The sequence below is a fragment of the Plantibacter sp. RU18 genome (assembly GCF_050613355.1).
In the GTDB taxonomy this organism is placed as follows: Bacteria; Actinomycetota; Actinomycetes; order Actinomycetales; family Microbacteriaceae; genus Plantibacter.
In genome coordinates, this window is sequence record NZ_CP159618.1 from 1,969,576 (window position 1) to 1,994,731 (window position 25,156).

At 68.7% G+C, this 25,156-nt stretch carries 24 protein-coding genes; 20 read left to right on the forward strand and 4 right to left on the reverse strand.

What is annotated here, in order from left to right:
* Positions 1-16: 16 nt before the first annotated feature.
* Positions 17-697 carry a response regulator transcription factor gene (locus ABMA10_RS09485; RefSeq protein ID WP_347868305.1) on the reverse strand — a complete coding sequence of 227 codons (681 nt, stop codon included), beginning with the start codon at positions 695-697 and terminating at the stop codon, positions 17-19.
* Complete coding sequence (locus ABMA10_RS09490; protein ID WP_347868304.1) at positions 694-2,415, reverse strand: sensor histidine kinase; 1,722 nt, start codon at positions 2,413-2,415, stop codon at positions 694-696. Before ABMA10_RS09490 ends, ABMA10_RS09485 begins: the two co-directional genes overlap by 4 nt.
* 207 nt (positions 2,416-2,622) lie before the next feature.
* Here ABMA10_RS09490 and nusA point away from each other — a divergent pair, with 207 nt between their 5' ends.
* The 4 genes from nusA to rbfA all read left to right on the forward strand — a co-directional run bounded on the left by nusA (position 2,623) and on the right by rbfA (position 7,546).
* Positions 2,623-3,624, forward strand: coding sequence for a transcription termination factor NusA (nusA, locus tag ABMA10_RS09495; protein ID WP_347868303.1), 1,002 nt, complete (start codon positions 2,623-2,625; stop codon positions 3,622-3,624).
* A gap of 5 nt (positions 3,625-3,629) precedes the next feature.
* The gene (locus ABMA10_RS09500; RefSeq protein WP_347868302.1) at positions 3,630-3,902 is read left to right on the forward strand and encodes a YlxR family protein; all 273 of its coding nucleotides are present in this window, start codon (positions 3,630-3,632) and stop codon (positions 3,900-3,902) included.
* Between the two features lie 342 nt (positions 3,903-4,244).
* Entirely contained in the window at positions 4,245-6,992 is a 2,748-nt protein-coding gene (gene infB / locus ABMA10_RS09505) for a translation initiation factor IF-2 (RefSeq protein WP_414693657.1), read from the forward strand.
* A 116-nt stretch (positions 6,993-7,108) separates the two neighbouring features.
* Entirely contained in the window at positions 7,109-7,546 is a 438-nt protein-coding gene (gene rbfA, locus ABMA10_RS09510) for a 30S ribosome-binding factor RbfA (RefSeq protein ID WP_347868300.1), read from the forward strand.
* 89 nt (positions 7,547-7,635) lie between these two features.
* Here rbfA and ABMA10_RS09515 read toward each other — a convergent pair whose 3' ends face one another.
* Complete coding sequence (locus ABMA10_RS09515) at positions 7,636-8,520, reverse strand: A/G-specific adenine glycosylase (protein WP_347868299.1); 885 nt, start codon at positions 8,518-8,520, stop codon at positions 7,636-7,638.
* 38 nt (positions 8,521-8,558) lie between these two features.
* Between ABMA10_RS09515 and ABMA10_RS09520 the strand changes: the two genes are divergently transcribed.
* From ABMA10_RS09520 to ABMA10_RS09580, 13 genes are all read left to right on the forward strand, one after another.
* Positions 8,559-9,233, forward strand: a complete 675-nt coding sequence (locus tag ABMA10_RS09520) for a uridine kinase (protein WP_431031453.1) — start codon at positions 8,559-8,561, stop codon at positions 9,231-9,233.
* A gap of 57 nt (positions 9,234-9,290) precedes the next feature.
* Positions 9,291-10,226, forward strand: coding sequence for a tRNA pseudouridine(55) synthase TruB (truB, locus tag ABMA10_RS09525; protein ID WP_347868297.1), 936 nt, complete (start codon positions 9,291-9,293; stop codon positions 10,224-10,226).
* The gene (locus ABMA10_RS09530) at positions 10,223-10,591 is read left to right on the forward strand and encodes a hypothetical protein (RefSeq protein ID WP_347868296.1); all 369 of its coding nucleotides are present in this window, start codon (positions 10,223-10,225) and stop codon (positions 10,589-10,591) included. Before truB ends, ABMA10_RS09530 begins: the two co-directional genes overlap by 4 nt.
* A gap of 102 nt (positions 10,592-10,693) precedes the next feature.
* The gene (locus tag ABMA10_RS09535; protein ID WP_347868295.1) at positions 10,694-11,113 is read left to right on the forward strand and encodes a hypothetical protein; all 420 of its coding nucleotides are present in this window, start codon (positions 10,694-10,696) and stop codon (positions 11,111-11,113) included.
* Positions 11,110-12,042, forward strand: a complete 933-nt coding sequence (locus ABMA10_RS09540) for a bifunctional riboflavin kinase/FAD synthetase (protein ID WP_347868294.1) — start codon at positions 11,110-11,112, stop codon at positions 12,040-12,042. The genes ABMA10_RS09535 and ABMA10_RS09540 overlap by 4 nt, the downstream gene beginning before the upstream one ends.
* The gene (locus ABMA10_RS09545) at positions 12,042-13,277 is read left to right on the forward strand and encodes an MFS transporter (protein ID WP_347868293.1); all 1,236 of its coding nucleotides are present in this window, start codon (positions 12,042-12,044) and stop codon (positions 13,275-13,277) included. The genes ABMA10_RS09540 and ABMA10_RS09545 overlap by 1 nt, the downstream gene beginning before the upstream one ends.
* 128 nt (positions 13,278-13,405) lie before the next feature.
* On the forward strand, positions 13,406-14,407 hold the full coding sequence (locus tag ABMA10_RS09550; protein ID WP_431031454.1) for a sugar-binding transcriptional regulator: 1,002 nt from the start codon (positions 13,406-13,408) through the stop codon (positions 14,405-14,407).
* On the forward strand, positions 14,404-15,426 hold the full coding sequence (gene deoC / locus ABMA10_RS09555) for a deoxyribose-phosphate aldolase (RefSeq protein ID WP_347868291.1): 1,023 nt from the start codon (positions 14,404-14,406) through the stop codon (positions 15,424-15,426). The genes ABMA10_RS09550 and deoC overlap by 4 nt, the downstream gene beginning before the upstream one ends.
* Positions 15,427-15,432: 6 nt before the next feature.
* Entirely contained in the window at positions 15,433-16,929 is a 1,497-nt protein-coding gene (locus tag ABMA10_RS09560; RefSeq protein ID WP_347868290.1) for an aldehyde dehydrogenase family protein, read from the forward strand.
* Positions 16,926-17,786, forward strand: a complete 861-nt coding sequence (locus ABMA10_RS09565) for an aldehyde dehydrogenase family protein (protein ID WP_347868289.1) — start codon at positions 16,926-16,928, stop codon at positions 17,784-17,786. The genes ABMA10_RS09560 and ABMA10_RS09565 overlap by 4 nt, the downstream gene beginning before the upstream one ends.
* 90 nt (positions 17,787-17,876) lie before the next feature.
* The gene (locus tag ABMA10_RS09570) at positions 17,877-19,478 is read left to right on the forward strand and encodes an SDR family oxidoreductase (RefSeq protein ID WP_347868288.1); all 1,602 of its coding nucleotides are present in this window, start codon (positions 17,877-17,879) and stop codon (positions 19,476-19,478) included.
* 9 nt (positions 19,479-19,487) lie between these two features.
* The gene (locus tag ABMA10_RS09575) at positions 19,488-20,486 is read left to right on the forward strand and encodes a malate dehydrogenase (protein WP_431031455.1); all 999 of its coding nucleotides are present in this window, start codon (positions 19,488-19,490) and stop codon (positions 20,484-20,486) included.
* 79 nt (positions 20,487-20,565) lie between these two features.
* Positions 20,566-21,159: a DUF4232 domain-containing protein gene (locus ABMA10_RS09580; RefSeq protein ID WP_431031456.1), complete on the forward strand. Its 594-nt coding sequence runs from the start codon at positions 20,566-20,568 to the stop codon at positions 21,157-21,159.
* 159 nt (positions 21,160-21,318) lie between these two features.
* Here the strand turns inward: ABMA10_RS09580 and ABMA10_RS09585 are convergent, their stop codons facing one another.
* Entirely contained in the window at positions 21,319-21,516 is a 198-nt protein-coding gene (locus tag ABMA10_RS09585) for a hypothetical protein (RefSeq protein ID WP_347868286.1), read from the reverse strand.
* Positions 21,517-21,628: 112 nt separating this feature from the next.
* Here ABMA10_RS09585 and ABMA10_RS09590 point away from each other — a divergent pair, with 112 nt between their 5' ends.
* The 3 genes from ABMA10_RS09590 (at position 21,629) to ABMA10_RS09600 (ending at position 25,019) form a co-directional block, all read left to right on the forward strand.
* Positions 21,629-22,912, forward strand: a complete 1,284-nt coding sequence (locus ABMA10_RS09590; RefSeq protein WP_347868285.1) for a GAF domain-containing protein — start codon at positions 21,629-21,631, stop codon at positions 22,910-22,912.
* 102 nt (positions 22,913-23,014) lie between these two features.
* The gene (gene exaC, locus ABMA10_RS09595; RefSeq protein ID WP_347868284.1) at positions 23,015-24,538 is read left to right on the forward strand and encodes an acetaldehyde dehydrogenase ExaC; all 1,524 of its coding nucleotides are present in this window, start codon (positions 23,015-23,017) and stop codon (positions 24,536-24,538) included.
* Between the two features lie 88 nt (positions 24,539-24,626).
* The gene (locus ABMA10_RS09600; protein WP_347868283.1) at positions 24,627-25,019 is read left to right on the forward strand and encodes a DUF779 domain-containing protein; all 393 of its coding nucleotides are present in this window, start codon (positions 24,627-24,629) and stop codon (positions 25,017-25,019) included.
* Positions 25,020-25,156: the final 137 nt, after the last annotated feature.

Below are 25,156 nucleotides of genomic sequence, written 5' to 3' on the forward strand. Positions count from 1 at the left end.
GAGTGGATGACGACGACTACTGCGCTCTCGTGCTGAGGCGGTAGCCGGCTCCGCGGACAGTCGAGATCGCGGACTTGCCGATCTTGTTGCGGAGGTAGCGGACGTAGACGTCGACGACGTTCGAACCCGGGTCGAAGTCGTAACCCCACACCGTGCTCAGGAGTTCCTCACGGCTGAGGATCTGATCGGGGTGCCGGAAGAACTCTTCGGCGAGTGCGAACTCGCGGGTGGAGAGCTCCACGGCGACGCCGTCGACGAGCACGCGGCGCTCGCGGAGTTCCAGTTCCAGACGGCCGACGACGAGCCGTTCCTGAGGGACGACGGCCGACGGGGACCCGTGCTCGGCGAGACGCCGCCGGATGCGCGCGAGCAGCTCGTCGAAGCGGAACGGTTTCGACATGTAGTCGTTCGCCCCACCGTCGAGCCCCGCGACGAGGTCCCTCGCCGAGTCGCGTGCGGTGAGGATGATGACGGGGAGCTCGCTGCCGTCGTCGCGGAGGCGGCGGAGCACTTCGAAGCCGTCGATGCCCGGGAGCCCGATATCGAGGACCAGGAGGTCGAAGTCTCCGCTCTCGGCGAGTTCCACGACCTGCGAGCCGTCCACCGTGACGTCTGCGGTATGACCGGCGGCGCGCAGGCCTTTGCTCACGAACGCGGAGATCCGAGTCTCGTCCTCGGCGACCAGGATGCGACTCATGCGCCGTCGTCCGGCGTCGATCGGCGCGCCGAGGTGTCGACGAGCTCGGGGAAGTCGTCCTCGTGCACCGGCTCGGACCACGGATCGGGCGAGGCAGGCGCCGTGATGACGGCGGTGACGTCGTCCGTCTGACCTCCGAGAGCCGATCCGTCCTCCGCTCGGGCGGGCTCCGCGGCGTCCTGCGCGGCCTGCGCCTCGCGCAATGCGATCGCCTGCGCCATCGCGCTCCGCGGGATGGCGGCAGTCTCGTCGGGATCGAGGTCGAGCGCGTCGTCGTCCTCGGATTCGTCGTCCGAGACCGCGAGCGGCAGCCTGATGCTGAAGATCGACCCGTCCCAGTCGGCGTCCTCCACTTCGGCCCACCCGCCGTGCGCGGCGGCGATCGCCTGCACGATCGACAGGCCGAGCCCGGAGCCGGCGACGCCCCAGCCGCCGCTCGCGCGAGTGAAGCGGTCGAAGATGCGCTCGCGCAGGGCGTCGGGGACCCCTGGACCCTCATCGGTGACCGAGAGCACCAGTGCCGGGTCGTCGTCCTCGTCGAAGCGACTCGAGATGACGATCGCGGAGCCGGCCGGAGAGTATTTCGCGGCATTGTCCGCGAGCTGCAGCCAGGCCTGGGCCAGTCGGCCGGCGTCGACATCGGCGGTGAGCTCCGCCTGCTCGCCGAGCGTCCAGTGGTGATCGGGGGAGATGGCTGCTGCCTTGTCTCGCACAGTCGCCGTCAACGCCGCGATGTCGACCGGCTCGCGGTCGAGTGTGGAGGCGAGGCCCGCGGTGGAGAGCTCTGTGATGTCGGCGACGAGGGAGCTCATGCGATCGAGCTCGTCGAGCGCGAGGTCGCGCGTGGCCGCGACCTCGATGGGATCGGCCGGATCGAGGAGTTCGAGGTGGCCGCGGACGATGGTGATGGGTGTCTTGAGCTCGTGGCCGACGTCGTCGAGCAGTTGGCGCTGGCTCGTGAACGCGTCGTCGAGACGGTCGAGCATGCTGTTGACGGTGGTGGTGAGTTCGGACACGTCGTCGCGTCCGACCACGGGGATGCGCTCGTCGAGGTCGGATTCCGTGATCCGCGCAGCGGCGTCGCGGAGGAGCCGGATGGGGTGGAGCAGGCCTCCGGCAAGCTGCCAGCCCACGAGGCCGAGCAGGAGCAGACAGATGACGGCGACGACGATCTCGACCGCGAGCACGCCGCGTGATTCCGCGAGAGCCGCCTGGACATCGGTCGCGATGACCACATGCCCGACAGCAGAGTCGCCCGCCACCTGCACGGGGATGATCGCATAGCGAACGGTGCGTTGGCCGCTCGCCTCGCCGGTGACGACGCCGCCCGACGCCTGGTCGGCGATCTCGGCGAGGAGCGCCTCGTCGTCGTCGAGACGGAACGCGGAGGGGGCCGACGGGGCGACGGTCGTGCCGTCTGCCCGGATACCGATCGCCGTCTCGTCCTCGGCGAAGATCCAGCGGCGCATCACGGCGTCGACGGCCTCGTCGCTGGAGGCGGGCGCGTCGGCAGTGTCGCCTGAGCCGACCACCATGAAGTCGATGAGCTCCGCACTGTGGCCGAGCCGTTGGTCGATCGTCGCAAGGGTCTGCTGGCGTCCGAGCGTGTAGGTGGCGACGCCCACGAGCGTCATCGCGAGCGCCGTGGCGAGCAGGATGGCGCCGAGGATCCTCACCCTCGTGCTCCGCATGAGGTTCTGCAGCTCGCCCAAGACCATTGGGCAATCATGTCACCAGCCTCCGACCGGGTCGAGCCGATGCGCCGCCCTCCGCAGACGTGCGGGTTGTTCCCAGCTCGGTGGATGACGGACCCTCCGGCATCCGGTACCGTAGACAGACGGGTTCGGCAGCACGGCAGCAGCGTGCCCGTCACGCCGCTGCACGTCTCTGCCGCGGCACCACCAGTTGAATAGAGGAGGCCATCGATGGACATCGATCTCGGTTTGTTGAAGTCGATCGAGCGCGAGAAGGAGATCCCCTTCGAGGAGCTCGTCGGGATCATCGAGCAGGCCATCCTGAGTGCGTATCTCAAGAGCACCGAGGGTGCTGAGACCGCGGGCCGCGGCGATATCGCCCCCGCCCGTGTCCAGCTGGACCGCAAGACCGGTCACGTCGGCGTCTTCGTCCCGGAGTTCGATGACGAGGATGTGCTGATCGGCGAAGCCGAGAGCACGCCGGACGACTTCGGGCGGATCGCAGCCTTCGCCGCGAAGCAGGTCATCTTCCAGCGCCTCCGCGACATCCAGGACGACGCAGTGCTCGGCGAGTTCAAGGGCCGGGAGGGCGACATCATCGCCGGCGTCATCCAGCAGGGCCCGAACCCGCGCATGATCCACGTCGACCTCGGCACGATCGAGGCGATCCTTCCCCCCGAGGAGCAGGTCGCCGGTGAGGAGTATCCGCACGGTGCTCGCATCCGCGTGTACGTCACGAGCGTGACGAAGGGCCTCAAGGGTCCGCAGATCACGGTCTCGCGCACGCACCCCGCACTGGTCCGCAAGCTGTTCGCCCTCGAGGTCCCCGAGATCGCCTCCGGCGTCGTCGAGATCGTCTCGTTGGCCCGCGAGGCCGGTCACCGCACGAAGATCGCCGTCAAGGCCAACGACCCGAGCATCAACGCCAAGGGCGCCTGCATCGGTGAGCTCGGGCGTCGGGTGCGTGCCGTGACCGACGAACTCGGCGCGGAGAAGATCGACATCGTCGACTACTCGCCGGACCTGCCCACGTTCGTCGCGAACGCGCTGTCGCCGGCGAAGGTCACGAGCGCCTACGTCATCGACCAGTCGTTGAAGGCGGTCCGGGCGCTCGTCCCTGATTACCAGTTGTCGCTCGCCATCGGCAAGGAGGGGCAGAACGCCCGTCTGGCCGCGAAGCTCACCGGCGCCAAGATCGACATCCAGCCGGATTCGATCCTCGAAGCGGACTAATCCGGATGGAACCCGTGCGGACCTGCGTCGGCTGTCGCCGTCGCGAACCCCGCTCGGTGCTCCTGCGTGTCGTGGCCGGCGACGGCGTGCTCGTGGCGGATCCCGCCGCGCAGCTGCCCGGCCGCGGCGCGTGGGTGCACCCTGATGTGCGCTGTGTCGAGCAAGCGGTGCAGCGCCGCGCGTTCACCAGGGCATTGCGCCTGGCGAGCGGCTTGGACGCCGCAGACCTGCTCGCCGTCGTCCGCGCATCATCGGAGACAGCCGGGCCCGCGACCTGAGCCTGCGGCGGCGCCGAGACGCCGCCGTGGTGGAGACCGCACACAGGTGTGGGGTGTACGATGGTCAGAGCACGCGAGAGCGCTTCGGCGAACGACGTGCTTCCCACTGCAGGTATCAGGCCCGGATCCCGGGCCTCCATCCTGCTGCCGCCCCATCCGGTGCGGCATTCCGAGAGAACAGGCTGAACGGCTAATGGACAACTCATGAGCGGCTCGAAATGAGCACCGTCCACCACTAATGCTTGCCCCTGCCTGGGTGCAAGCTCAGACAGGAGAATTGTGGCTGCAAAACCACGTGTACACGAGATCGCTTCCGAACTCGGAGTAGACAGCAAGATCGCTATGGCGAAGCTCAAGGAATTGGGCGAGTTCGTCAAAGGACCCTCGTCCAGCATCGAACCCCCGGTCGCCCGCAAGCTGCGCGCGGCCCTCGAAGCCTCAGGTGCGACGGCCTCCGCCGCTCCGGCTGCCCCGGCAGCACGTCCGGCCACGCCCGGCGCACCGACCCCGGGCCCCGCCGCCCCGAAGGCTCCGGCCCCTGCGGCACCCGCCGTCACGTCCGAGGCCCTCAAGGCTCCTGCTCCGAAGCAGGCCGCTCCCGGCCCGAAGGCACCTGCTGCTCCGGCGGCTCCGGCCCCGAAGACCGAGGCTCCGGCCGCGGCAGCGACGGCAGCCCCCGCGGCGCCGTCTGCTCCTGCGGCTCCTGCGGCTCCTGCGGCTCCTGCCGCGGGCGACGCACCGTCAGGTGACGCCGCGAAGCCGGGCGGCCCCCGCCCGGGTGCTCCGCGCCCCGGCAACAACCCCTTCGCCTCCTCGCAGGGCATGGGACAGCGTCCGACCGGCACGCCGCGTCCGGGTAACAACCCCTTCGCTGCAGCACAGGGCATGGGACAGCGTCCGAACCCCAGCAACATCCCCCGCCCGCAGGCTCCGCGCCCCGGCTCGCCCCGTCCGGGCGTCGGCCAGGGTCAGCGTCCCGGCGGCCCTGGTCGTCCGGGTGGCGCAGGTCGTCCTGGCGGTGCCGGTGGCTTCCGTCCCGGTGGTGCAGGTGCCGGTGGCGGTTTCCGTCCCGGTGGCGCTCCCGGTGGTGCTCCCGCAGGTGGTTTCGCCGGTCGTCCGGGTGGCGGTGGCGGTCGTGGTCGTGGACCCGGCGGTGGCACCGCAGGTGCCTTCGGTCGCGGTGGCGGCAAGAGCAAGGCTCGCAAGTCGAAGCGTACGAAGAGGGCTGAATTCGAGCTGCGGGAAGCCCCGTCGCTCGGTGGCGTGAGCGTTCCCCGCGGCGATGGCAACACCATCATCCGCCTGCGTCGTGGCGCGTCCATCTCGGACTTCGCCGACAAGATCGACGCAAGCCCCGGCAACCTCGTGACCGTGCTGTTCCACCTCGGTGAGATGGCGACGGCGACGGAGTCCCTCGACGAGGCGACCTTCGACGTGCTCGGTTCCGAGCTCGGCTACAAGATCCAGATGGTCTCGCCCGAGGACGAGGACAGAGAGCTCCTCGAGGGCTTCGACATCGACCTCGATCAGGAGCTGGAAGACGAGTCCGACGAGGACCTCGCCATCCGTCCCCCCGTGGTCACCGTCATGGGTCACGTCGACCACGGTAAGACGCGACTCCTCGACGCCATCCGTAACGCGAACGTCGTCGCCGGCGAAGCCGGTGGCATCACGCAGCACATCGGTGCGTACCAGGTCGTCGCCGAGCACGAGGGCATCGAACGCCCGATCACCTTCATCGACACCCCGGGTCACGAGGCGTTCACCGCCATGCGTGCTCGTGGTGCGCAGGTCACCGACATCGCGATCCTCGTGGTCGCGGCGGACGACGGCATCATGCCGCAGACGGTCGAGGCCCTGAACCACGCCCAGGCGGCCAACGTGCCGATCGTGGTCGCGGTCAACAAGGTGGACAAGCCCGACGCCAACCCGGCCAAGGTGCGCCAGCAGCTGACCGAGTACGGCCTCGTGGCCGAGGAGTACGGCGGAGACGTCATGTTCGTCGACGTGTCGGCTCGTGCCGGCACCGGTATCAAGGACCTCCTCGACGCCGTGCTGCTCACCGCAGACGCCGGTCTCGACCTGCGCGCGAACCCGAACAAGGACGCTCGCGGTGTGGCCATCGAAGCCAAGCTGGACAAGGGCCGCGGCTCCGTCGCGACCGTCCTCATCCAGTCCGGTACCCTGCGCGTCGGCGACGCGATCGTCGCCGGAACGGCGTACGGCCGCGTCCGTGCGATGGTCGACGAGAACGGCGACATCGTCTCCGAGGCGGGCCCGTCCCGTCCGGTCCAGGTGCAGGGTCTGTCGAGCGTTCCCCGTGCAGGCGACACCTTCCTCGTCACCGAGGAGGACCGCACCGCGCGTCAGATCGCCGAGAAGCGTGAAGCCGCAGAGCGCAACGCCGCTCTGGCCAAGGCCCGTAAGCGCATCTCGCTCGAGGACTTCACCCGTGCACTCGAAGAGGGCAAGGTCGAGTCGCTCAACCTCATCATCAAGGGTGACGTCTCCGGTGCCGTCGAAGCACTCGAGGAGTCGCTGCTCAAGATCGATGTCGACGACAGCGTCCAGCTCCGGATCATCCACCGCGGTGTCGGTGCTGTCACGGAGTCCGACGTCAACCTCGCCACGATCGACAACGCGATCATCATCGGGTTCAACGTTCGTCCCGACCCGAAGGCCCGCGAGCGTGCGGCCCGCGAGGGTGTGGACGTCCGGTTCTACTCGGTCATCTACAACGCACTCGAGGACGTCGAGCAGAGCCTCACCGGCATGCTCAAGCCCGAGTACGAAGAGGTGCAGTCCGGTGTCGCCGAGATCCGCGAGGTGTTCCGTTCCTCCAAGTTCGGCAACATCGCGGGTGTCATCGTCCGCTCCGGCACGATCACGAGGAACGCCAAGGCGCGGGTCATCCGCGACGGCGTCGTGGTCGGCGACAGCCTGGCGATCGAATCGCTGCGTCGTTTCAAGGACGACGTCACCGAGGTCCGGACGGACTTCGAGGCCGGTATCGGTCTCGGCAAGTTCAACGACATCCAGATCGGCGACGAGATCGAGACGATCGAAATGAAGGAGAAGCCGCGCGGCTAGTCCGCCCGGCCGATCCCCGTCGCTCTCCTCCGGGAGGGCGGCGGGGATTCCTGCTTGTATTGTGTGCAGCACCCGCCGGGCGGTGATCCGCCCGGCGGTCATCAGAGGAGGACGAGATGGCAGAGAACCCCAGGGCCCGCAAGTTGGCCGACCGGATCAAGGAAGTCATCGCGAAGCGGCTCGACAAGGGCATCCGCGACCCGCGTCTCGGCTTCGTGACGATCACCGATGTCCAGGTCACGGGCGACCTCCAGCACGCGAACGTGTTCTACACGGTCTACGGGACCGATGAGGAGCGTGCGGACACCTCCGCTGCGCTCGTCTCGGCGAAGGGCCTGCTGCGCGCGGAGATCGGTCGCAACATCAACACACGCCTCACCCCGAGCCTCGAGTTCTTCCTCGACGCGATCCCGGAGAACGCGCAGCACATCGAGGATCTGCTCCGCGAGGCGAAGGACCGCGACACCGAAGTGGCGGGGCTTGCAGCCGGTGCCACCTACGCCGGTGACGAGGACCCGTACGTGAAGCCGCGCGAGACCGACGACGAGCAGTAGCCCGCCCGTCCGCAGGCTCCGGGACCGGTTCCGCTCAGGGACCGGTCCCGGTCAGTGCCGGTTCGGGTCACCGAGCCTGTCGAGGTGGGTCACTCGTGGGGGAGCGCGTATCCTCCGTCGATGCGCACCGCGAGACGATCAGCGACGAGGCCCGCCAGCGCGCGCTCGAACTGCTTCGCGTCGGGCCAGAGCGCTCGGAGCTCCGCCGTATCCACCGAGCGGTGGGTCGAGCGCAGTTCCGCCATGATGATGCCTCTCACCTGACGATCGCTTCCAACGTACTGCTTCTGCTTCGCCTTCACCGGGCCCGCGTAGGCGGGGTAGCCCGCGGCTCGCCACGCGCAGACGGCGACGAGCGGGCACTCCTCGCATCGAGGCGCCCTGGCGGTGCAGATGATCGCGCCGATCTCCATCATCCCGGCGTTGAAAGCGGCCGCCTGGGGGATGTCCTGGGGGAGCAAGGCATCCATTGCCGGGAGATCGACCTTCGCATTCGGCGGACCCTGCTCGCCCTGGCCGTCGATCGCTCGAGCGATGACCCGGCGGATGTTCGTGTCGACGACCGGATGGCGATGCCCGTAGGCGAAGACAGCGACCGCGCGAGCGGTGTAGTCGCCGATGCCGGTGAGCGCGAGCAGCTGGTCGACGTCCTCCGGGACGATGCCGTGGTGTCGATCGGCGATCTGCGTCGCCGCGGCATGGAGCCACAGCGCGCGCCGAGGGTAGCCGAGACGTCCCCATGCCCTGACGGCCTCGGAGGGTGGCTCCGCAGCGAGATCGGCCGGTGTGGGCCATCGCTCGAGCCATTCCTCGAGTCGAGGGATGACCCGGCTCACCTGGGTCTGCTGCAGCATGAACTCCGAGACGAGCGTGCCCCAGGCCGGGAACCCGGGCCGTCGCCAGGGGAGGTCCCGCGCGTGGGTGCCGAACCACTCGGTGACGAGCGGGGCGATTTCGGCGGGTGATGACGACACCCGACCAGCCTACGATCCGTGCGGGTAGGCTCGGCGCCATGAAGCTCGTCACGACCCCGCGTATCGACCTGCTGCGTCAGCTGCGCGACCAGTTCCAGCGCGACTATCCGCGGGGGCGGACGATGCTCGCGGTCGACGGTGCCAGCGGCTCGGGGACGGCCGAGTTCGCTGATGGGCTCGCGGCGGTCTTCGGTGAGGCAGGGCGAGCCGTGTTCCGTGCCTCGATCGACGACTTCCATCGCCCGCGCGAGCAGCGGTATGCCCGCGGCCGGGATGACGCTGCGGGCTATTGGCTCGACTCCTTCGACTATTCGCTGTTCCGACGTGCGCTCATCGAGCCCTTCCGTCTGGCCGGCAGCACGGGCTTCCAACTCGTCGGCTTCGACGAGGGGCGCGACGTGGGTGCGCAGCTCCGCTGGACGATCGGGCCGCAGGACGCCGTCCTCATCGTCGACGGCGTGTTCCTCAACCGTCCGGAGCTGCGGGGCATCTGGCACGGTTCCATGCGACTGCAAGTACCTCGAACCGTCGCCTACGAGCGACTTCACGCGCGGCTCGGAGTGGACACCGACCCGGCAGCGGCGTCGAACGCCCGCTATGTCGGCGGCGAGGCGCTGTACCGCAAGGACGATGACCCCGCGGCGCGCGCGAGCGTCATCGTGGACAACACCGACGAGGCCCGCCCGCAGTGGGTGTTCGCAGACTTCTGCTGAGGCATCGGTCACGCCGCCGCACCGGTCGGGCGAGAGCTCCGCTGGTAGCGTTGCAGAGTGGTCGACTACAGCGAATCAGTTCCCGAGCCGACGGCTCCGCGCCCCGGCATCCTCCTCGTCGACAAGCCCGCCGCGCACACCTCGCACGACGCGGTCGCGCGCGTGCGACGGCTCGCAGGCACCCGCAAGGTCGGCCATGCCGGCACGCTCGACCCGATGGCTACCGGCCTGCTCGTGCTCGGTGTCCGTTCGTCGACCCGCCTGCTGACCTTCATCGTCGGACTCGACAAGGAGTACCTCGCGACGATCCGTCTCGGTCAGGTGACGTCGACCGACGACGCCGAGGGGGAGGTCACGGAGACCGCCGACGCCGCGCTGGTCGCTGCGGTGACCGACGACGCGATCGTCGTCGGCATCGAGCCACTCACCGGAGCGATCGAGCAGGTCCCGAGTTCCGTCAGCGCGATCAAGGTCGGCGGGATGCGCGCCTACGCCCTCGCCCGGGAGGGGATCGAGGTCGAGCTCAGGTCGCGCTCGGTGACCGTGAGCGAGTTCGACATCCTCGAGATCCGCCGGGGTGACGGCTTCGTCGACATCGACGTGCGCGTCGTCTGCTCGTCCGGGACGTACATCCGGGCCCTCGCCCGTGATCTCGGAGCATCGCTCGGCGTGGGCGGCCACCTCACTGCACTGCGACGGACGCGGATCGGTCCGTTCCTCGTCGCCGACGCCTCGACGATCGACGAGCTCGACGTCGCCACATCGCTCCTCGCGCCGGCGGACGTCGCGCGTGAGCTGTTCGGTTCGCTCGACCTCACGGAGCAGGAGGCGATCGACCTCAGCCACGGGAAGCGCCTCGCTCGCGACCTCCCGGACGGCCATACCGGCCCTATCGCGGCGATCGCGCCGGACGGTCATCTCGTCGGACTCGTCGAGCGTCGGGGCGACACCCTCAGGTCCGTCGTCAACTTCCCTGCCGAGGAGTCCGCATGATCGAGTGGTTCACGATCGCCCAGATCGTCGTGGCCGTCGTCGCCGGATTGCTGTGCGTCGTCCTCGGTCTGGTCGGTCGGGCGCCGAACGACCTCTCGATGGGTGCAACCGCGCTCGTCGAGCTACTGCTCGTCGCGCAGCTGGTGGTCGCGATCGCGGCGCCGGCCTTCGGGAACGCCGCGACGGGCAGCGTGCCCGAGTTCTACACCTATCTGATCTCGGCGATGATCCTGCCGGTGGCGGGAGGTTTCTGGGCGCTCGTCGATCGCAGCCGCTGGTCCACCGTCGTGCTCGGTGTCGTCTGCCTCGCGATCGCGGTGATGCTCTACCGCATGGAGCAGATCTGGACGGTGCAGCTCGGCTGACGATCGCGATCACGCCTCCACCTCTCGACGAGCGCGACCGCCCGGCATCCGACGTCATCAGGTGCCGGGGCGCCCTGTCGCGTCGCATAGAATCGACAAGTTATGGCAGACCTCACCACCGCTCCCGCCCGCCCACGACTCCGTGGGATCGGGGTCGTGCTCGTCGCCGTCTACGGCATCCTCGCGCTCGCCGCGACGGGCCGTTCGGTCGTCCAGATCACGACCAAGTTCGAGGAGGCGCCGCTCGCGTACGTCCTCTCCGCCTTGGCAGCCGTGGTCTACATCCTCGCGACCGTCTCGCTCGTGGCCGTGGGTGCGCTCTGGCGGCGGACAGCCTGGATCACCATCTCCTTCGAGCTCGTCGGTGTCCTCGTGGTCGGAGCATTGAGCCTCCTGGACCCTGAGCTGTTCCCGCACGACACGGTGTGGTCGGTCTTCGGCCGCGGCTACCTGTTCATTCCGCTGGTGCTGCCGATCCTCGGCCTCTGGTGGCTCGCCAAGCACCGGCGCCAGAACGCATGATCACCTTCACCGAGCTCGACCAGGTCCCGGATGGCTTCGGCCCGTCCGCGGTCACCATCGGCAAGTTCGACGGTGTCCACACCGGACACCGCGCCGTCATCGCGGCCCTGATGGAGGAGGCCGGGACGGCCGGCCTCACAACGACCGCGGTCACGTTCGACCGCAACCCGCTCAGCCTGATCAACCCCGACCGCTGCCCGGCGTCGCTCGTCAGCAACGAGCAGAAGCTCGGACTCCTGGAGCGCGCCGGCGTCGACGCCGCGCTCCTCCTGCGTTTCGACCAGACGCTCGCACAGTTGACGCCTGAGGAGTTCGTCACCTCGATCCTCGTCGGAGCGTTGCACGCGAAGGTCGTGCTCGTCGGCGAAGACTTCCGGTTCGGACATCGCGGTCTCGGGACGGTCTCCACGCTCGAGTCCTTCGGCGAGGTCTACGGATTCTCCGTCCGCGTCGTCGACGACGTCCGCCCGTCCGGGGGACGCCGAGTATCGTCGACGTGGATCCGTGAGCTCCTCGAAGAGGGAGACGTCCTCGCGGCATCCCGCCTGCTCGGCAGGCCGCCCGGCGTCCGTGGCGTCGTGGTGCACGGCGCAAAGCGCGGACGCGAACTCGGCTTCCCGACCGCGAACCTCTCTCCCGACTCCCAGGGCCTGATCCCTGCCGACGGGGTGTACGCGGGCTGGCTCGGGTGGCGCGGGCATCACTACCCGGCCGCGATCTCCGTCGGCAACAACCCGACCTTCGACGGCGTGCCGCAGAAGCAGGTCGAGGCGTACGTCCTCGACGAGACCGATCTCGACCTCTACGACGACGAGGTCGAGGTGCAGTTCGTCGAGCGCATCCGCGGTATGGTCGCGTTCACCGGCATCGAGCCGCTCATCGTCCAGATGACCGACGACGTCGAGCGCGCGCGCCGGATGCTCTCCTAGTGGCACCGCTTCCGCTCTGGCGGGGCAGGACCCTCGCACTCGTCGGGATCGTACTCGTCGCCGCGAACCTGCGTACAGCCGTCACCTCGCTGTCGCCCATCTTCGCGGAGATCGACGGCGACATCGGCGTCGGATCGGTCGGCCTCGGGTTGTTGGGCATGCTGCCCCCGCTGTGCTTCGCGCTCTTCGGGGTCTTCACGCCGCGTCTTGTGCGCCGTCTGCACCTCGAGCCCGTCCTCCTCATCGCGCTCGCCTCGATCGTGCTCGGCCACCTCGTCCGATCGCTCGCCCCGAACTTCGCCGTCCTCGCGATCGGCAGTGCGCTCTGCTTCGCGGGGATCGGGATCGGCAACGTCGTCCTGCCCCCACTGGTCAAGAAGTACTTCCCCGACCGCGTCGGGCTCGTCACCTCGCTCTACGCGACGGTGCTGTCGATCAGCACCTTCATCCCGCCGCTCATCGCCGTGCCGGTGGCCGACACCGCCGGGTGGCACGTCTCGTTGGGGATCTGGTCGATCGTCGCCTTCCTCGCGGTGCTCCCGTGGTTCGCGCTGCTCCTCCGCGAGCGCCGTGTTGCCCGGGCGACCGCCGACCCGGAGATCGAAGAGGCGCCCCGTGTCGACCGGGTGCTCGTCCACCGCTCGCCGATCGCCTGGGCGATCGCCGCGGTGTTCGCGACGTCGTCGCTCAACGCCTACGTCATGTTCGCGTGGCTGCCCACGATCGTGGTCGACATCGCCGGCGCGACGCCTGCGCAGGGCGGATTGCTCCTGTCGCTCTTCTCCGCAATGGGCGTCCCGGCGAGTCTCGTCGTCCCGATGCTCGTCGCCAGGCTCCGTAACGTCGCGATCCTCGTGTACGTCGCGAGCGCCTGCTTCGTGCTCGGCTACCTCGGACTGCTTCTCGCGCCGACGACGCTCACCTGGCTCTGGGTCCTGCTGGCCGGTCTCGGTCCGCTGTTGTTCCCGCTCGCACTCGTCCTCATCAACCTGCGTACGGCGACCCACGACGGTGCCGTGGCCCTGAGCGGGTTCGTCCAGAGTGTCGGCTACACGCTCGGGGCACTGGGGCCACTCGTCGTGAGCCTCCTGCACGCCCTGACCGGCTCGTGGACGGCTCCGTTGATCCTGCTGCTCGTCACGGGTGCGGCCTGCGCCGTCGCCGGACGGATCACCGGGCGCCCGACGACGATCGAGGCCGATCTGGCGGCGCGCGCGACGCGCGAGGGCCGCTGAGCGGAGGGCCCGGCGCACGCTGCTGCGCGAACGCGCACGCGGCGCTGCTCATCTGAGCACAGACGGCTACGGGTGTTGTCGCAGCCCGGACCTCGTCCTAGGCTGGAGGCGTCCTGAGGAGGCCTGACGTGATCGAGAGCGACGAACTGCTCGCCGTCCGCGCTGCGGAGCTCTACTACGACGAGACCAAGACGCAGGACGAGATCGGTGCCCTCCTCGGAATCACCAGGTGGAAGGTCGGTCGGCTGCTCGCCCAGGCGCGCGAGCTCGGCTACATCCGGATCGAGATCGTGCACCCGCGAGCCAGGCGGCTGCCGCTCGAGCGTGCGCTGCGCGAGCGATTCGGCTTGGTCGACGCTGTCGTCGTGCCGAGCCCGAGCGACAGCACCGAACTGCACGAGCGGGTTGCACGGGCAGCCGCCGACTACCTGGGTGCGATGCGTCCGGTTCCCCGAACCCTCGGTGTGAGCTGGGGGCGCACCCTGCGCGATGTCGCAGACCACCTGCCGGACGGCTGGGCGACCGGCATCTCCGTCGTGCAGATCAACGGCGGCGTCAGTCTGAATCAGCGCGTCGGGACGGCCGCCGCAACCGCGGCGCGCATCGCGGAGAAAGGCCGCGGGGACGTCACACTGCTGCCGAGTCCCGCGATCTTCGAGCGCCTCGAGACCAAGCTGAGCATCGAGTCCGACCGCACGGTGGCTGACGTCCTGCGTGCGGCCGCTGCCGCCGACACATACCTGTACGGAGCGGGCGTCGCCAGCTCGGACTCCGCGCTCGTCCACAGCGGGTACCTGACCGCGGCCGAGGTCGACGTGCTCGTCGCTCGCGGTGCCGTCGGCGACGTCGTCGGCCGGTACATCGACGGCGAGGGCATGATCGTCGACCCGACGCTCGACGAGCGCACCGTGGGACTCGACCTCGAGGCGCTCCGTGGCGTCACGCGCAGCATCGCCGTCATCGCGGGGGCACAGAAACGTGCCGTCGCCCGTGCCGTCGTCAGCAGCGGCCTGTGCACGGTCCTCGTCACCGATGAAGCGACGGCGAGCGCCCTCCTCGCCGACCACGATTCACTCAACAGCCCGCAGTACACGCCGGAGCATGAACTGCTCGGAAGGAACGCACCATGACCACTCCACCAGGAGACCTCGTGGCCAAGCCCACGGCGCTCGAACTGATCGACGGCCCCGTCACCGACGCCAGCCTCCGCCGCTACCTCGACGGCCTTCCGGGCGTCGACGCCGTCGGCTTGGAGCAGCGCGCTGCGGGGCTCGGCACGCGGTCCATCAAGACGACCTCGAAGGCCTGGGCGCTCGACCGGATCATCGAGCTCATCGACCTGACCACACTCGAGGGCGCGGACACCCCCGGCAAGGTGCGCTCGCTCGTCGCGAAGGCCATCACGCCCGACGCGTCCGACCCGAGCACCCCGCGAGTCGCCGCGGTGTGCGTCTACGGCGACATGGTCCCGTACGCCGTCGAAGCGCTCGGCGCGGCGCACACCCAGCCCGGCGCCGGTCACGACGCGGGTGGCATCAGCATCGCCGCCGTCGCGACGGCGTTCCCGAGCGGGCGGGCGTCGCTCGCCGTCAAGCTCGCCGACACGGCCGACGCCGTCGACGCCGGCGCGGACGAGATCGACATGGTCATCGACCGTGGGGCGTTCCTCTCCGGCCGTTACGGCCAGGTCTTCGACGAGATCGTCGCCGTCAAGGAGGCCTGCCGTCGCAGCGACGGCAGCTTCGCGCACCTCAAGGTCATCCTCGAGACCGGCGAGCTGAACACCTACGACAACGTCAAGCGGGCCTCCTGGCTCGCCATCCTGGCCGGCGGCGACTTCATCAAGACGTCCACCGGTAAGGTCTCGCCGGCTGCGACGCTGCCGGTCACCCTGCTCATGCTCGAAGTCGTCCGCGACTGGTACCGCCTCACGGGCGAGCAGATCGGCGTGAAGCCGGCCGGCGGCATCCGTTCCTCCAAGGACGCCATCAAGTACCTCGTCACCGTCGCCGAGACGGTCGGCGAGGACTGGCTGCAGCCGCACCTGTTCCGCTTCGGCGCTTCGAGTCTGCTGAACGACGTGCTCCTGCAGCGTCAGAAACTCACCACAGGCCACTACTCGGGCCCCGACTACGTCACGATCGACTAGGACATCATGAGCTTCCTCGAATACGCACCAGCACCAGAATCCACCTCCGTCCTGCACCTCCGGAAGGAATACGGCCTCTTCATCGACGGCGAGTTCACCGAGGGGACCGGCGGGACGTTCCAGACGATCTCGCCGAGCACGGAACAGTCGATCGCGACGATCTCCGCCGCGAGTGAGGCCGACGTCGACCGTGCGGTCGTCGCCGCCCGCCGCGCCTACGACCGCGTCTGGTCCAAGCTGTCCGGGGCCGACCGCGGGAAGTACCTCTTCCGAATCGCGCGTCTGGTGCAGGAGCGTGCCCGCGAGCTCGCCGTCGCCGAGAGCCTCGACAACGGCAAGCCCATCAAGGAGTCGCGGGACGTCGACGTCCCGCTCGTCGCCGCCTGGTTCTTCTACTACGCCGGTTGGGCGGACAAGCTCGACTACGCGGGGCTCGGGGCGAACCCCCGTTCGCTGGGCGTGGCCGGCCAGGTCATCCCGTGGAACTTCCCGCTGCTCATGCTGGCGTGGAAGGTCGCTCCGGCCCTCGCCGCCGGCAACACCGTGGTGATCAAGCCTGCCGAGACGACGCCGCTCACGGCATTGATCTTCGCCGAGATCCTCCAGCAGGCCGAACTGCCCGACGGAGTCGTGAACATCGTGACCGGTGCCGGCGCGACCGGCGCTGCGATCGTGCGCCACCCCGACGTCAACAAGGTCGCGTTCACCGGTTCGACGGCGGTCGGCCGCGAGATCGCGAAGACCATCGCCGGCTCGGACAAGCGCCTGACGCTCGAGCTGGGCGGGAAGGCGGCGAACATCGTGTTCGACGACGCCCCGATCGACGAGGCCATCGAGGGCATCGTCAACGGCATCTTCTTCAACCAAGGCCACGTGTGTTGCGCAGGGTCCCGGCTCCTCGTCCAGGAGAACATCCACGACGAGGTCGTCGACCGCCTGAAGCAACGCTTGCAGACCCTGCGGATCGGCGACCCGCTCGACAAGAACACCGACGTCGGTGCGATCAACTCAGCGGAGCAGCTCGCCCGCATCCGTGAGCTCTCCGACATCGGCGAGCTGGAGGGTGCCGAGCGATGGAGCCCGGACTGCGAGCTGCCCGAGAACGGGTTCTGGTTCAAGCCGACGATCTTCACGAACGTCTCGACGAGTCACCGCATCGCACGTGAGGAGGTCTTCGGCCCGGTGCTCTCCGTGCTGTCGTTCCGCACCCCTGCCGAGGCCATCGCGAAGGCGAACAACACGCCGTACGGCCTCTCGGCCGGCATCTGGAGCGACAAGGGTAGCCGTATCCTCGCCGTCGCGGACAAGCTCCGTGCCGGGGTCATCTGGGCCAACACCTTCAACCGCTTCGACCCGGCGAGCCCGTTCGGCGGCTACCAGGAGTCCGGCTACGGGCGCGAGGGTGGCCGTCACGGCCTCGGCGCCTACCTGGCATCCGCCGGTTCGGCAGCGTCCGTCGTCACCGCAGCTCCGAAAGCTGCCAAGAAGGGAGCTCAGCGATGAGTCGGCTCACGATCCCCAAGACCTACAAACTCTCGATCGGCGGGAAGTTCCCGCGGAGCGAATCCGGAAGGACGTACGAGGTGACCGACTCGAAGGGCGCATTCCTCGCGAACGCCTCACTGGCGTCCAGGAAGGATGCACGCGACGCCGTCGTGGCTGCCCGCGCTGCGCTCGGTGGCTGGTCCGGCGCGACCGCATACAACCGTGGCCAGGTGCTGTACCGCATCGCTGAGCTGCTCGAGGGCCGTCGGGCGCAGTTCGTCGACGAGATCATGCAGGCCGAGGGCGTCTCGCAAGCGAAGGCGACAGCCCAGGTCGACGAGGCGATCGACCTCTGGGTCTGGTATGCGGGCTGGGCGGACAAGTACGTCCAGGTCGTCGGGGGAGCGAACCCCGTCTCCGGGCCGTACTTCAACCTGTCCGTCCCGGAGCCCACCGGTGTCGTCGCGCTGATCGCGCCGCAGGAGTCCTCGCTCCTCGGGTTCGTGAGCGTCGTGGCTCCGGCGCTCGTCGCAGGCAACACCGTCGTCGTCATCGCGAGCGAGCGCCTACCGCTGTCGTCGATCAGCCTCGCGGAGGTGCTCGCGACAAGCGACGTGCCTGGCGGTGTCGTCAACGTGCTCACCGGTTCGCCGTCCGAGATGGCGCCCTGGCTGGCCTCGCACGCCGACGTGAACGCACTCGACCTGGCGGGTGCCGAGGCGCTGGATTGGATCGAGCTCGAGATCCTGGCCGCCGAGACGCTCAAGCGGGTCCTGCGTCCCTCAGGTGGCCGGGTCTCGGTCCCCGCGAGTCTCGACCGCATCACGGCGTTCACCGAGGTGAAGACCGTCTGGCACACGAAGGCGCTGCTCTAGCGGCAGGCGCGGGCCAGACGGTCCTTGCACACCGTCGGTCCCCTGTACACCCGGTCGGACGTTTCAGGCTCGCGACGTAACGTAGCGCCCATGACCGAAACTGCGACTCCGAAGCGCGTGCTCGTGACGGGCGCCACCGGCTACATCGGCGGGCGGCTCGTGCCGCGGCTCCTCGAGGAGGGCTATGCGGTACGAGCGCTCGTCCGCTCCCCGCAGAAACTCACCGACGTGCCGTGGCGGGACGATGTCGAGGTGGTCGAGGGCGATCTCGGCGACCCCGCGCGGGTGGCCGAGGCCTGCGAGGACGTCGACGTGGTGTACTACCTCGTCCACTCGATGGGCGGTAAGGGCGACTTCGAGCAGACCGAGTACGACGCCGCCGAGCACGTGGCCGCGGCGGCCGCGGCCGCGGGGGTGTCGCGGATCGTCTACCTCGGGGGCCTCCACCCGGAGGGTGTCGAACTCTCCAAGCACCTGCGTTCACGGACCGAGGTCGGCCGCATCCTGCTCGCCTCCGGCGTCCCGACGATCGTGCTGCAGGCAGGCGTCGTCATCGGTTCGGGCTCGACGTCGTTCGAGATGATCCGTCACCTCACCGAGATCCTGCCGTACATGCCGGCGCCACGCTGGGTGCGGAACTTCATCCAGCCGATCGCCGTGCGCGACGTGCTCCACTATCTGCTGGAGAGCGCGACGGTCGACCAGGACGTCAACCGTGCCTTCGACATCGGCGGTCCGGACGTGCTGCGGTACGGACAGATGATGAACGGGTACGCCGTGGAGGCGGGTCTCCCACAGCGGCCGATCGCCCCACTGCCCGTCCTGACACCCTGGCTCGCCTCGCAGTGGGTGAACCTCGTCACGCCCATCCCGAGACGCCTCGCCTCGCCGATCATCGAATCGTTGCTCGTCGACTGCGTCATGGGCGATCACGACATCGACGACGTCATCCCGCAGCCTGCAGGCGGTCTCACGGGTTACCGCCGTGCTGTGCGCCTCGCGTTGCAGCGCATGAAGGACGGCGAGGTGGAGACGACGTGGCGCAACGCGACAGTCGTCGGTGCACCGAGCGACCCACTGCCGAGCGATCCGGAGTGGGCGGGCCACACCGTCTACATCGACCTGAAGGAACGGAAGACGGCGACGAGTGCCGATCGCCTGTTCTCGGTGATCGAGTCCATCGGCGGCGAGAACGGATGGTACTCGTTCCCGCTGGCCTGGGCGGTCCGCGGGTGGATGGACAAGCTCGTCGGCGGCGTCGGCCTTCGTCGTGGGCGCGATGACCCACAGAAGCTCAGCGTGGGCGATGCGCTCGACTTCTGGCGTGTGGAGTACCTCGAGCGCGGGCGGATGCTCCGCCTGCGGGCAGAGATGCGTGTACCCGGACTCGCCTGGCTGGAGATGAGCGCGACACCGGTCGACGGCGGCTCGGTCTACCGTCAGCGGGCGGTCTTCTTCCCGAAGGGACTTGGTGGGCGACTCTACTGGTTCGCGATCCTGCCGTTCCACGGGATCATCTTCAACGGGATGGCGAACCGCATCACCGAGGCAGCCGTCGCGCTGCCCGGTGCAGACGGCGTCTCGTCGCGGAAGTCGAAGGTCACGCCGGTGTCGCCGGCCGAGCACGAAGCAGCTGATTCCGCCGAGGCGGACATGCAGGCCTCACGACCGACTCCCGGACCCGCGGAGTAGCGTGGGGCTATGAGCGAACCCACCGTCGTCACCGTCACCGGCGCGGGCGGCCAGATCGGCTACTCCGTGCTGTTCCGTATCGCCTCAGGGCAGTTGCTCGGGCCCGACCGCCCCGTCGTCCTGCGATTGCTCGAGGTCCCGCAGGGGCTCGCATCGGCCGAGGGAACGGCTTTGGAACTGCAGGACGGCGCGTTCCCGTTGCTCGTCGGGCTCGAGGCGACGACCGAGGTGTCTCGGGCGTTCGACGGCACGAACATCGCGCTGCTCGTCGGTGCGCGTCCGCGTGGTCCCGGTATGGAGCGCGGTGACCTCCTCGCGGCGAACGGCGGGATCTTCGCGCCGCAGGGTGCGGCGATCGGGGCCGGTGCGGCTGACGACATCCGGGTGCTCGTCGTCGGGAACCCGGCCAACACGAACGCACTCATCGCGCAGTCGGCGGCGACGGGGGTTCCCGCTGAACGCTTCACCGCGCTGACCCGGCTCGACCACAACCGGGCCGTCGCGCAGCTGGCCGCCAAGACGGGAGCTGCGGTGTCCGACGTCGACGGTGTGGTGATCTGGGGCAACCACTCCGCGACGCAGGTGCCGGACCTCTCGCACGCGACCGTCGGTGGTCGCCCCGCGCTGGAACTGGTCGACGAGGCCTGGGTCGCCGAGGAGTTCATCCCGCGGGTGGCGAAGCGTGGAGCCGAGATCATCGCTGTGCGTGGATCGTCGTCTGCCGCGTCGGCTGCGGCTGCCGCCATCGATCACGTCCACGACTGGGTGAACGGCACGGCGACGCCGACGCACCCGGACCGCTGGACCTCCGTGGCGCTGCCCTCGCAGGGTTGGTACGGCGTGCCCGACGGACTCGTGAGCTCGTTCCCGGCGCGTTCAGTCGACGGCCGGTGGGAGGTCGTCGAGGGACTCGACATCGCACCGGTCTGGCAGGAGCGCATCGACGCCTCGGTGGCGGAACTCGAGGAGGAGCGCGCGGCGGTGCGGGAGCTCGGTCTGCTCGGTTGAGCCGTGATGTCGCCGGATCTGCGTCGGCAGAGGACCTAGATCCCTGGCATCGGATTCGCTCGGTCGCTAGCGTGAACGCATGCGCCGAACCCTGCTTGCCATCACACCCCTCGCTGTCGTCCTGCTCCTGGCAGGATGTGCCGGTTCTCCGACGGCGTCGCCCACTCCGACGTCGACCTCGGCGGCACCATCGCCGACGAGCAGCCCGACGGCGACCGGTGCGGTCGATCCGAACGCACCGGAGGGGCAGTGCGCGGACAGCGTCATCCAGGTTGCAGTCTCGGGGTCTGAGGGTGGTGCTGGCAGCATCTCGTCGAACGTCGTGTTCACGAACACGGGGCAGGAGTCGTGTGTCCTCCGCGGGGCGCCCGGAGTCTCGGTGGTGGGCGATGGCAACGGCACGCAGCTTGGTGCAGCGGCTGTCCAGCAGGAGGATGCGGCGCCGGTGGACGTGACGCTCGCGGCGGGTGGTTCTGCCTCGGCGATCCTCACCTCGGTCAACATCGGCACCGACGGTGGACCGCTCGACAACTGTGAGCCAGTCGCCGGCGATGGCTACCGTGTCTTCCCACCGCACTCGTTCACGGCGGTGTTCGTGGCTTCCGCCGCGGTCCCGGCATGCTCGAACGCGGCCGTCACGTGGATGACGATCGGTCCGGTGCAGGCCGACTGAGCCCGCAGGGCCCTCGGCACGTTGACCATCTTTCCGTGGGAACCCGAATTTTCAGGGCGCCGGGGTCAACCGAACGGTCCGCAGAGCCTGACTTCATGGGGTTGCGGTGGGGTGCAGCTCGTGAGTGCTGCGCATTGCTGATCTCGGACTGGTTCGGCATCAGCGTCGTGCTGGTCTGGTGTAGTTCAACGGAGGGTAGGGTGCTTCGGTCACGGGTGCGTCCGCGAACGGGAACTGAGGGTCGAAGCGCCCGACGGGGATCGGCGTCGCGGCCATTCCGCTCGCTGCGCTCGGGCTACTCGAGCCGAGGATCGCGGGCGCGGCCACGGCGTCCTCGAGGGTGTTCGTCGGGCGCAACAGCCTGAGCCTCGCGGGATTCCGCGCAGCGGCCTGACCTTAGCCGTCGGACGTCGGTGCGCGGCGGATACACTGACCCCAGAACCGGTCGATGCAGATGGGTGGTGGTGACGTGTCCAGTCCCTGGCTGGCCGCTCCGGCGCGTGCGGAAGCGCAGCGTGGACTCGTCCGACGGCTCGTGCGCGAGTCGTGGGAGCGCTCGATGGGCCGTCATCTCGACCCGGACAACCTCATGCCCGCGCTGGCGTTCGACGACGACGAACTGCGCGAGCACCGGCTCGGACACCCGCTCGCCGGTGTGCTCCCGGTCATCACCAGACTGCTCGTGAATGACGCCGACGACGATTCAGGCATGCTCGTGGCGGTCGGCGACGCGATGGGGCGACTGCTCTGGGTGGACGGCGACCGTCACCTGCGACGTCGCGCCGAGGGCATGCTCTTCGTGGAAGGCGCCGGCTGGTCCGAGCGCGAGGTCGGCACGAGCGCGCCGGGGACCGCCCTCGAACTCGACCACGGCATCCAGATCCATGCTGCTGAGCACTTCAACCGCCTCGTGCACCCGTGGAGTTGCACCGCTGTGCCCGTCCACGATCCCGAGACGCGGCAGATCATCGGCGTCATCGACATCACCGGGGGAGCGCAGGCGGTCGCGTCGCATGCCTTGCCGTTGATGGAGGCGACAGCCGCTGCGGTCGAGTCGGAGATCATGGTGCAGCGTCTGCGGGCGATCGCCGACCGACGCTCCCTCGGCCGTGCGCGCCGGGAGCAGCAGCTGCGTCGCGCGACACCGATCCGCGCCGGCCTACAGGTCCTCGGACGTGACACCGGACTCCTCATCGGACACGGCGCGGTCACACCCACGGCGCTCAGCCGTCGGCATGCGGAGATCCTGACGCTCCTGTCCTGGCACCGTCAGGGCCTCAGTGCGGACGCGCTCGCCGAGCTGCTCTACGACGGCGACGAAGCCGCCGTCACGCTCCGCGCTGAACTCGTGCGCCTGCGAAGGGTGCTGACCGGTGTCGCGCCGGCGCTCGTCCCCGCATCGCGTCCATACCGGCTGACCACTCCGCTCGAACTCGATGCGCACCAGGTGCTGTCGCTCCTCGATCGCGGCGCCCATCGCGCGGCGCTCGCCGCGTATCCCGGTCCGTTGCTGCCCGACTCCTCGGCTCCGGGCATCGTCGAACTGCGAGAACTCGTGGCGACCAGGCTCCGTGAGGCGATGCTCACGGACGCGTCCGTCGACCTGTTGCACGACTACATCCGCGCAGCGGCAGCTCCGGACGACGCCGAGGTCTTGCTCGCATGCCTCCGTCTGCTTCCTCCGCGATCGCCGAAGCGCGCGGGGCTCGTCGCCCGCATCGAGGCGATCGAGGCCGAACTGGCTGCTCCCTGACGGCTGCGCCCATGCAACATCGTGCAACCTCCGCGTGAGTACTCTCGAACCGAGCCCACCCGAGAGGTGCGGCCACCGACAACGTCGTCGACAAGGAGTGACATGACCGTCTACGCCAACCCGGGCACCGCAGGTGCCGTGTTCACCTACGCGCCACGCTACGACCACTTCATCGGGGGTGAGTACGTCCCGCCGGCGAACGGCCAGTACTTCGAGAACCCGACTCCCGTGACCGGGGCGGTGTTCACCGAGATCGCCCGCGGTACCGCCGCCGACGTCGATCGCGCGGTCGAGGCCGGTTGGAAGGCGTTCCCCGCCTGGTCGAAGACGAGCGTCGCGGAGCGCGCCGTCATCCTCAACCGCATCGCCGACCGCATGGAGGAGCACCTCGAGGAGATCGCCGTCGCCGAGAGTTGGGAGAACGGCAAACCGGTCCGGGAGACGCTCGCCGCGGACATCCCGCTCGCGATCGACCACTTCCGCTACTTCGCCGGCGCGATCCGTGCACAGGAGGGCGGCATCTCCGAGCTCGACCACGACACGGTCGCGTACCACTTCCACGAACCTCTCGGCGTGGTCGGGCAGATCATCCCCTGGAACTTCCCGATCCTGATGGCAGTGTGGAAGCTCGCCCCGGCGCTCGCCGCAGGGAACTGTGTGGTGTTGAAGCCGGCCGAGCAGACGCCGGCATCGATCCATGTCATCGTCGACCTCGTGAAGGACCTGTTGCCGCCGGGAGTCTTCAACGTCGTCAACGGCTTCGGCATCGAAGCCGGCGCCCCGCTCGCGTCCCATCCCCGCATCCGGAAGATCGCGTTCACGGGCGAGACCACCACCGGCCGCCTCATCATGCAGTATGCGAGCGAGAACCTCATCCCCGTGACGCTGGAGCTCGGTGGCAAGAGCCCGAACGTGTTCTTCGAGGACGTGGCGCGGGAGAAGGACCTCTACTACGAGAAGGCGCAGGAGGGCTTCAGCATGTTCGCCCTCAACCAGGGAGAGGTGTGCACCTGTCCGAGCCGGGCGCTCGTGCAGCGCTCCATCTACGACGGCTTCGTCGGAGACGCACTGACCAGGATCGGGAAGATCACGCAGGGCAACCCGCTCGACACCGACACGATGATCGGAGCCCAGGCCTCGAACGATCAGCTCGAGAAGATCCTGTCGTACATGGACATCGGGAAGCAGGGCGGCGCGAAGCTGCTCATCGGCGGCGAACGCGCTGATCTCGGGGGTGAACTGAGCGGCGGCTTCTACGTCCAACCGACCGTGTTCGAGGGCACGAACGACATGCGGATCTTCCAAGAGGAGATCTTCGGTCCTGTGCTCGCGCTCACGAGCTTCAGCGACTACGACGAGGCGATCTCCATTGCGAACGACACCCTGTACGGACTGGGAGCCGGTGTGTGGAGCCGCGAGGCGACGACGCTCTACCGTGCGGGACGGGCGATCGAGGCCGGTCGTGTCTGGTCGAACACCTATCACCAGTACCCGGCACACGCGGCGTTCGGGGGCTACAAGCAGTCGGGTATCGGTCGCGAGAACCACAAGATGATGCTCGACCACTACCAGCAGACCAAGAACCTCCTGGTCAGCTACGCGGAAGGCCCCATGGGCTTCTTCTGATCCGGAGTGGGTCCACGCGGGTGGCGCGCGTTCGGGTCGCGCCACCCGCTTCCCGGCGGCACCCGAGTACTCGAGCAAGGAGGGCATCATGACCGGACGCGTCGAGGTCACCGAGAGCGCAGCAGCGTTGCTGCGCGAGATGACCGCTGTCCACGGGCCGCTCATGTTCCACCAGTCCGGTGGATGCTGCGATGGCAGCTCACCGATGTGCTACCCCGTCGGCATGTTCCGGACCGGCGCGGTCGACATCCTGCTGGACACGCTCGAGGTTCCTGAGATCGATGCGCCCGTCGAGGTGTACATGTCGCGGTCGCAGTTCGAATACTGGAAGTACACGCACCTGACGATCGACGTCGTGCAGGGCCGGGGGAGCGGGTTCAGTGTCGAAGCGCCGACGGGCCAGCGGTTCATGATCCGTTCACGCATGCTCCATGATGCCGAGCTGGAGCGCTTCGGGCTCGCTGAGGCCGCCACGGACTGAGTGCTCGCGAGCGGCTCGGCCGATGCCGTACACTGGCCAGACGCCCGTCGGGTGCCCGTGTCGTCCGTCTGCAGCGTTCTGTTGCGTCAGGATGACGTGCAGGGCCCGGCGCCCGTGTCTTCCGGCCCCTCGGCCGA

What these genes read in the sequence shown, in the direction of transcription:
- ABMA10_RS09560 (WP_347868290.1), top strand. Translation starts at nt 15,433, where the DNA reads ATGAGCTTCCTCGAATACGCACCAGCACCAGAATCCACCTCCGTCCTG.
- ABMA10_RS09580 (WP_431031456.1), top strand. Translation starts at nt 20,566, where the DNA reads ATGCGCCGAACCCTGCTTGCCATCACACCCCTCGCTGTCGTCCTGCTC.
- ABMA10_RS09565 (WP_347868289.1), top strand. Translation starts at nt 16,926, where the DNA reads ATGAGTCGGCTCACGATCCCCAAGACCTACAAACTCTCGATCGGCGGG.
- ABMA10_RS09485 (WP_347868305.1), bottom strand. Translation starts at nt 697, where the DNA reads ATGAGTCGCATCCTGGTCGCCGAGGACGAGACTCGGATCTCCGCGTTC.
- infB (WP_414693657.1), top strand. Translation starts at nt 4,245, where the DNA reads ATGGCGAAGCTCAAGGAATTGGGCGAGTTCGTCAAAGGACCCTCGTCC.
- ABMA10_RS09600 (WP_347868283.1), top strand. Translation starts at nt 24,627, where the DNA reads ATGACCGGACGCGTCGAGGTCACCGAGAGCGCAGCAGCGTTGCTGCGC.
- ABMA10_RS09535 (WP_347868295.1), top strand. Translation starts at nt 10,694, where the DNA reads ATGGCAGACCTCACCACCGCTCCCGCCCGCCCACGACTCCGTGGGATC.
- nusA (WP_347868303.1), top strand. Translation starts at nt 2,623, where the DNA reads ATGGACATCGATCTCGGTTTGTTGAAGTCGATCGAGCGCGAGAAGGAG.
- ABMA10_RS09520 (WP_431031453.1), top strand. Translation starts at nt 8,559, where the DNA reads ATGAAGCTCGTCACGACCCCGCGTATCGACCTGCTGCGTCAGCTGCGC.
- ABMA10_RS09490 (WP_347868304.1), bottom strand. Translation starts at nt 2,415, where the DNA reads ATGGTCTTGGGCGAGCTGCAGAACCTCATGCGGAGCACGAGGGTGAGG.
- ABMA10_RS09540 (WP_347868294.1), top strand. Translation starts at nt 11,110, where the DNA reads ATGATCACCTTCACCGAGCTCGACCAGGTCCCGGATGGCTTCGGCCCG.
- ABMA10_RS09575 (WP_431031455.1), top strand. Translation starts at nt 19,488, where the DNA reads ATGAGCGAACCCACCGTCGTCACCGTCACCGGCGCGGGCGGCCAGATC.
- exaC (WP_347868284.1), top strand. Translation starts at nt 23,015, where the DNA reads ATGACCGTCTACGCCAACCCGGGCACCGCAGGTGCCGTGTTCACCTAC.
- ABMA10_RS09570 (WP_347868288.1), top strand. Translation starts at nt 17,877, where the DNA reads ATGACCGAAACTGCGACTCCGAAGCGCGTGCTCGTGACGGGCGCCACC.
- rbfA (WP_347868300.1), top strand. Translation starts at nt 7,109, where the DNA reads ATGGCAGAGAACCCCAGGGCCCGCAAGTTGGCCGACCGGATCAAGGAA.
- ABMA10_RS09500 (WP_347868302.1), top strand. Translation starts at nt 3,630, where the DNA reads ATGGAACCCGTGCGGACCTGCGTCGGCTGTCGCCGTCGCGAACCCCGC.
- ABMA10_RS09530 (WP_347868296.1), top strand. Translation starts at nt 10,223, where the DNA reads ATGATCGAGTGGTTCACGATCGCCCAGATCGTCGTGGCCGTCGTCGCC.
- deoC (WP_347868291.1), top strand. Translation starts at nt 14,404, where the DNA reads ATGACCACTCCACCAGGAGACCTCGTGGCCAAGCCCACGGCGCTCGAA.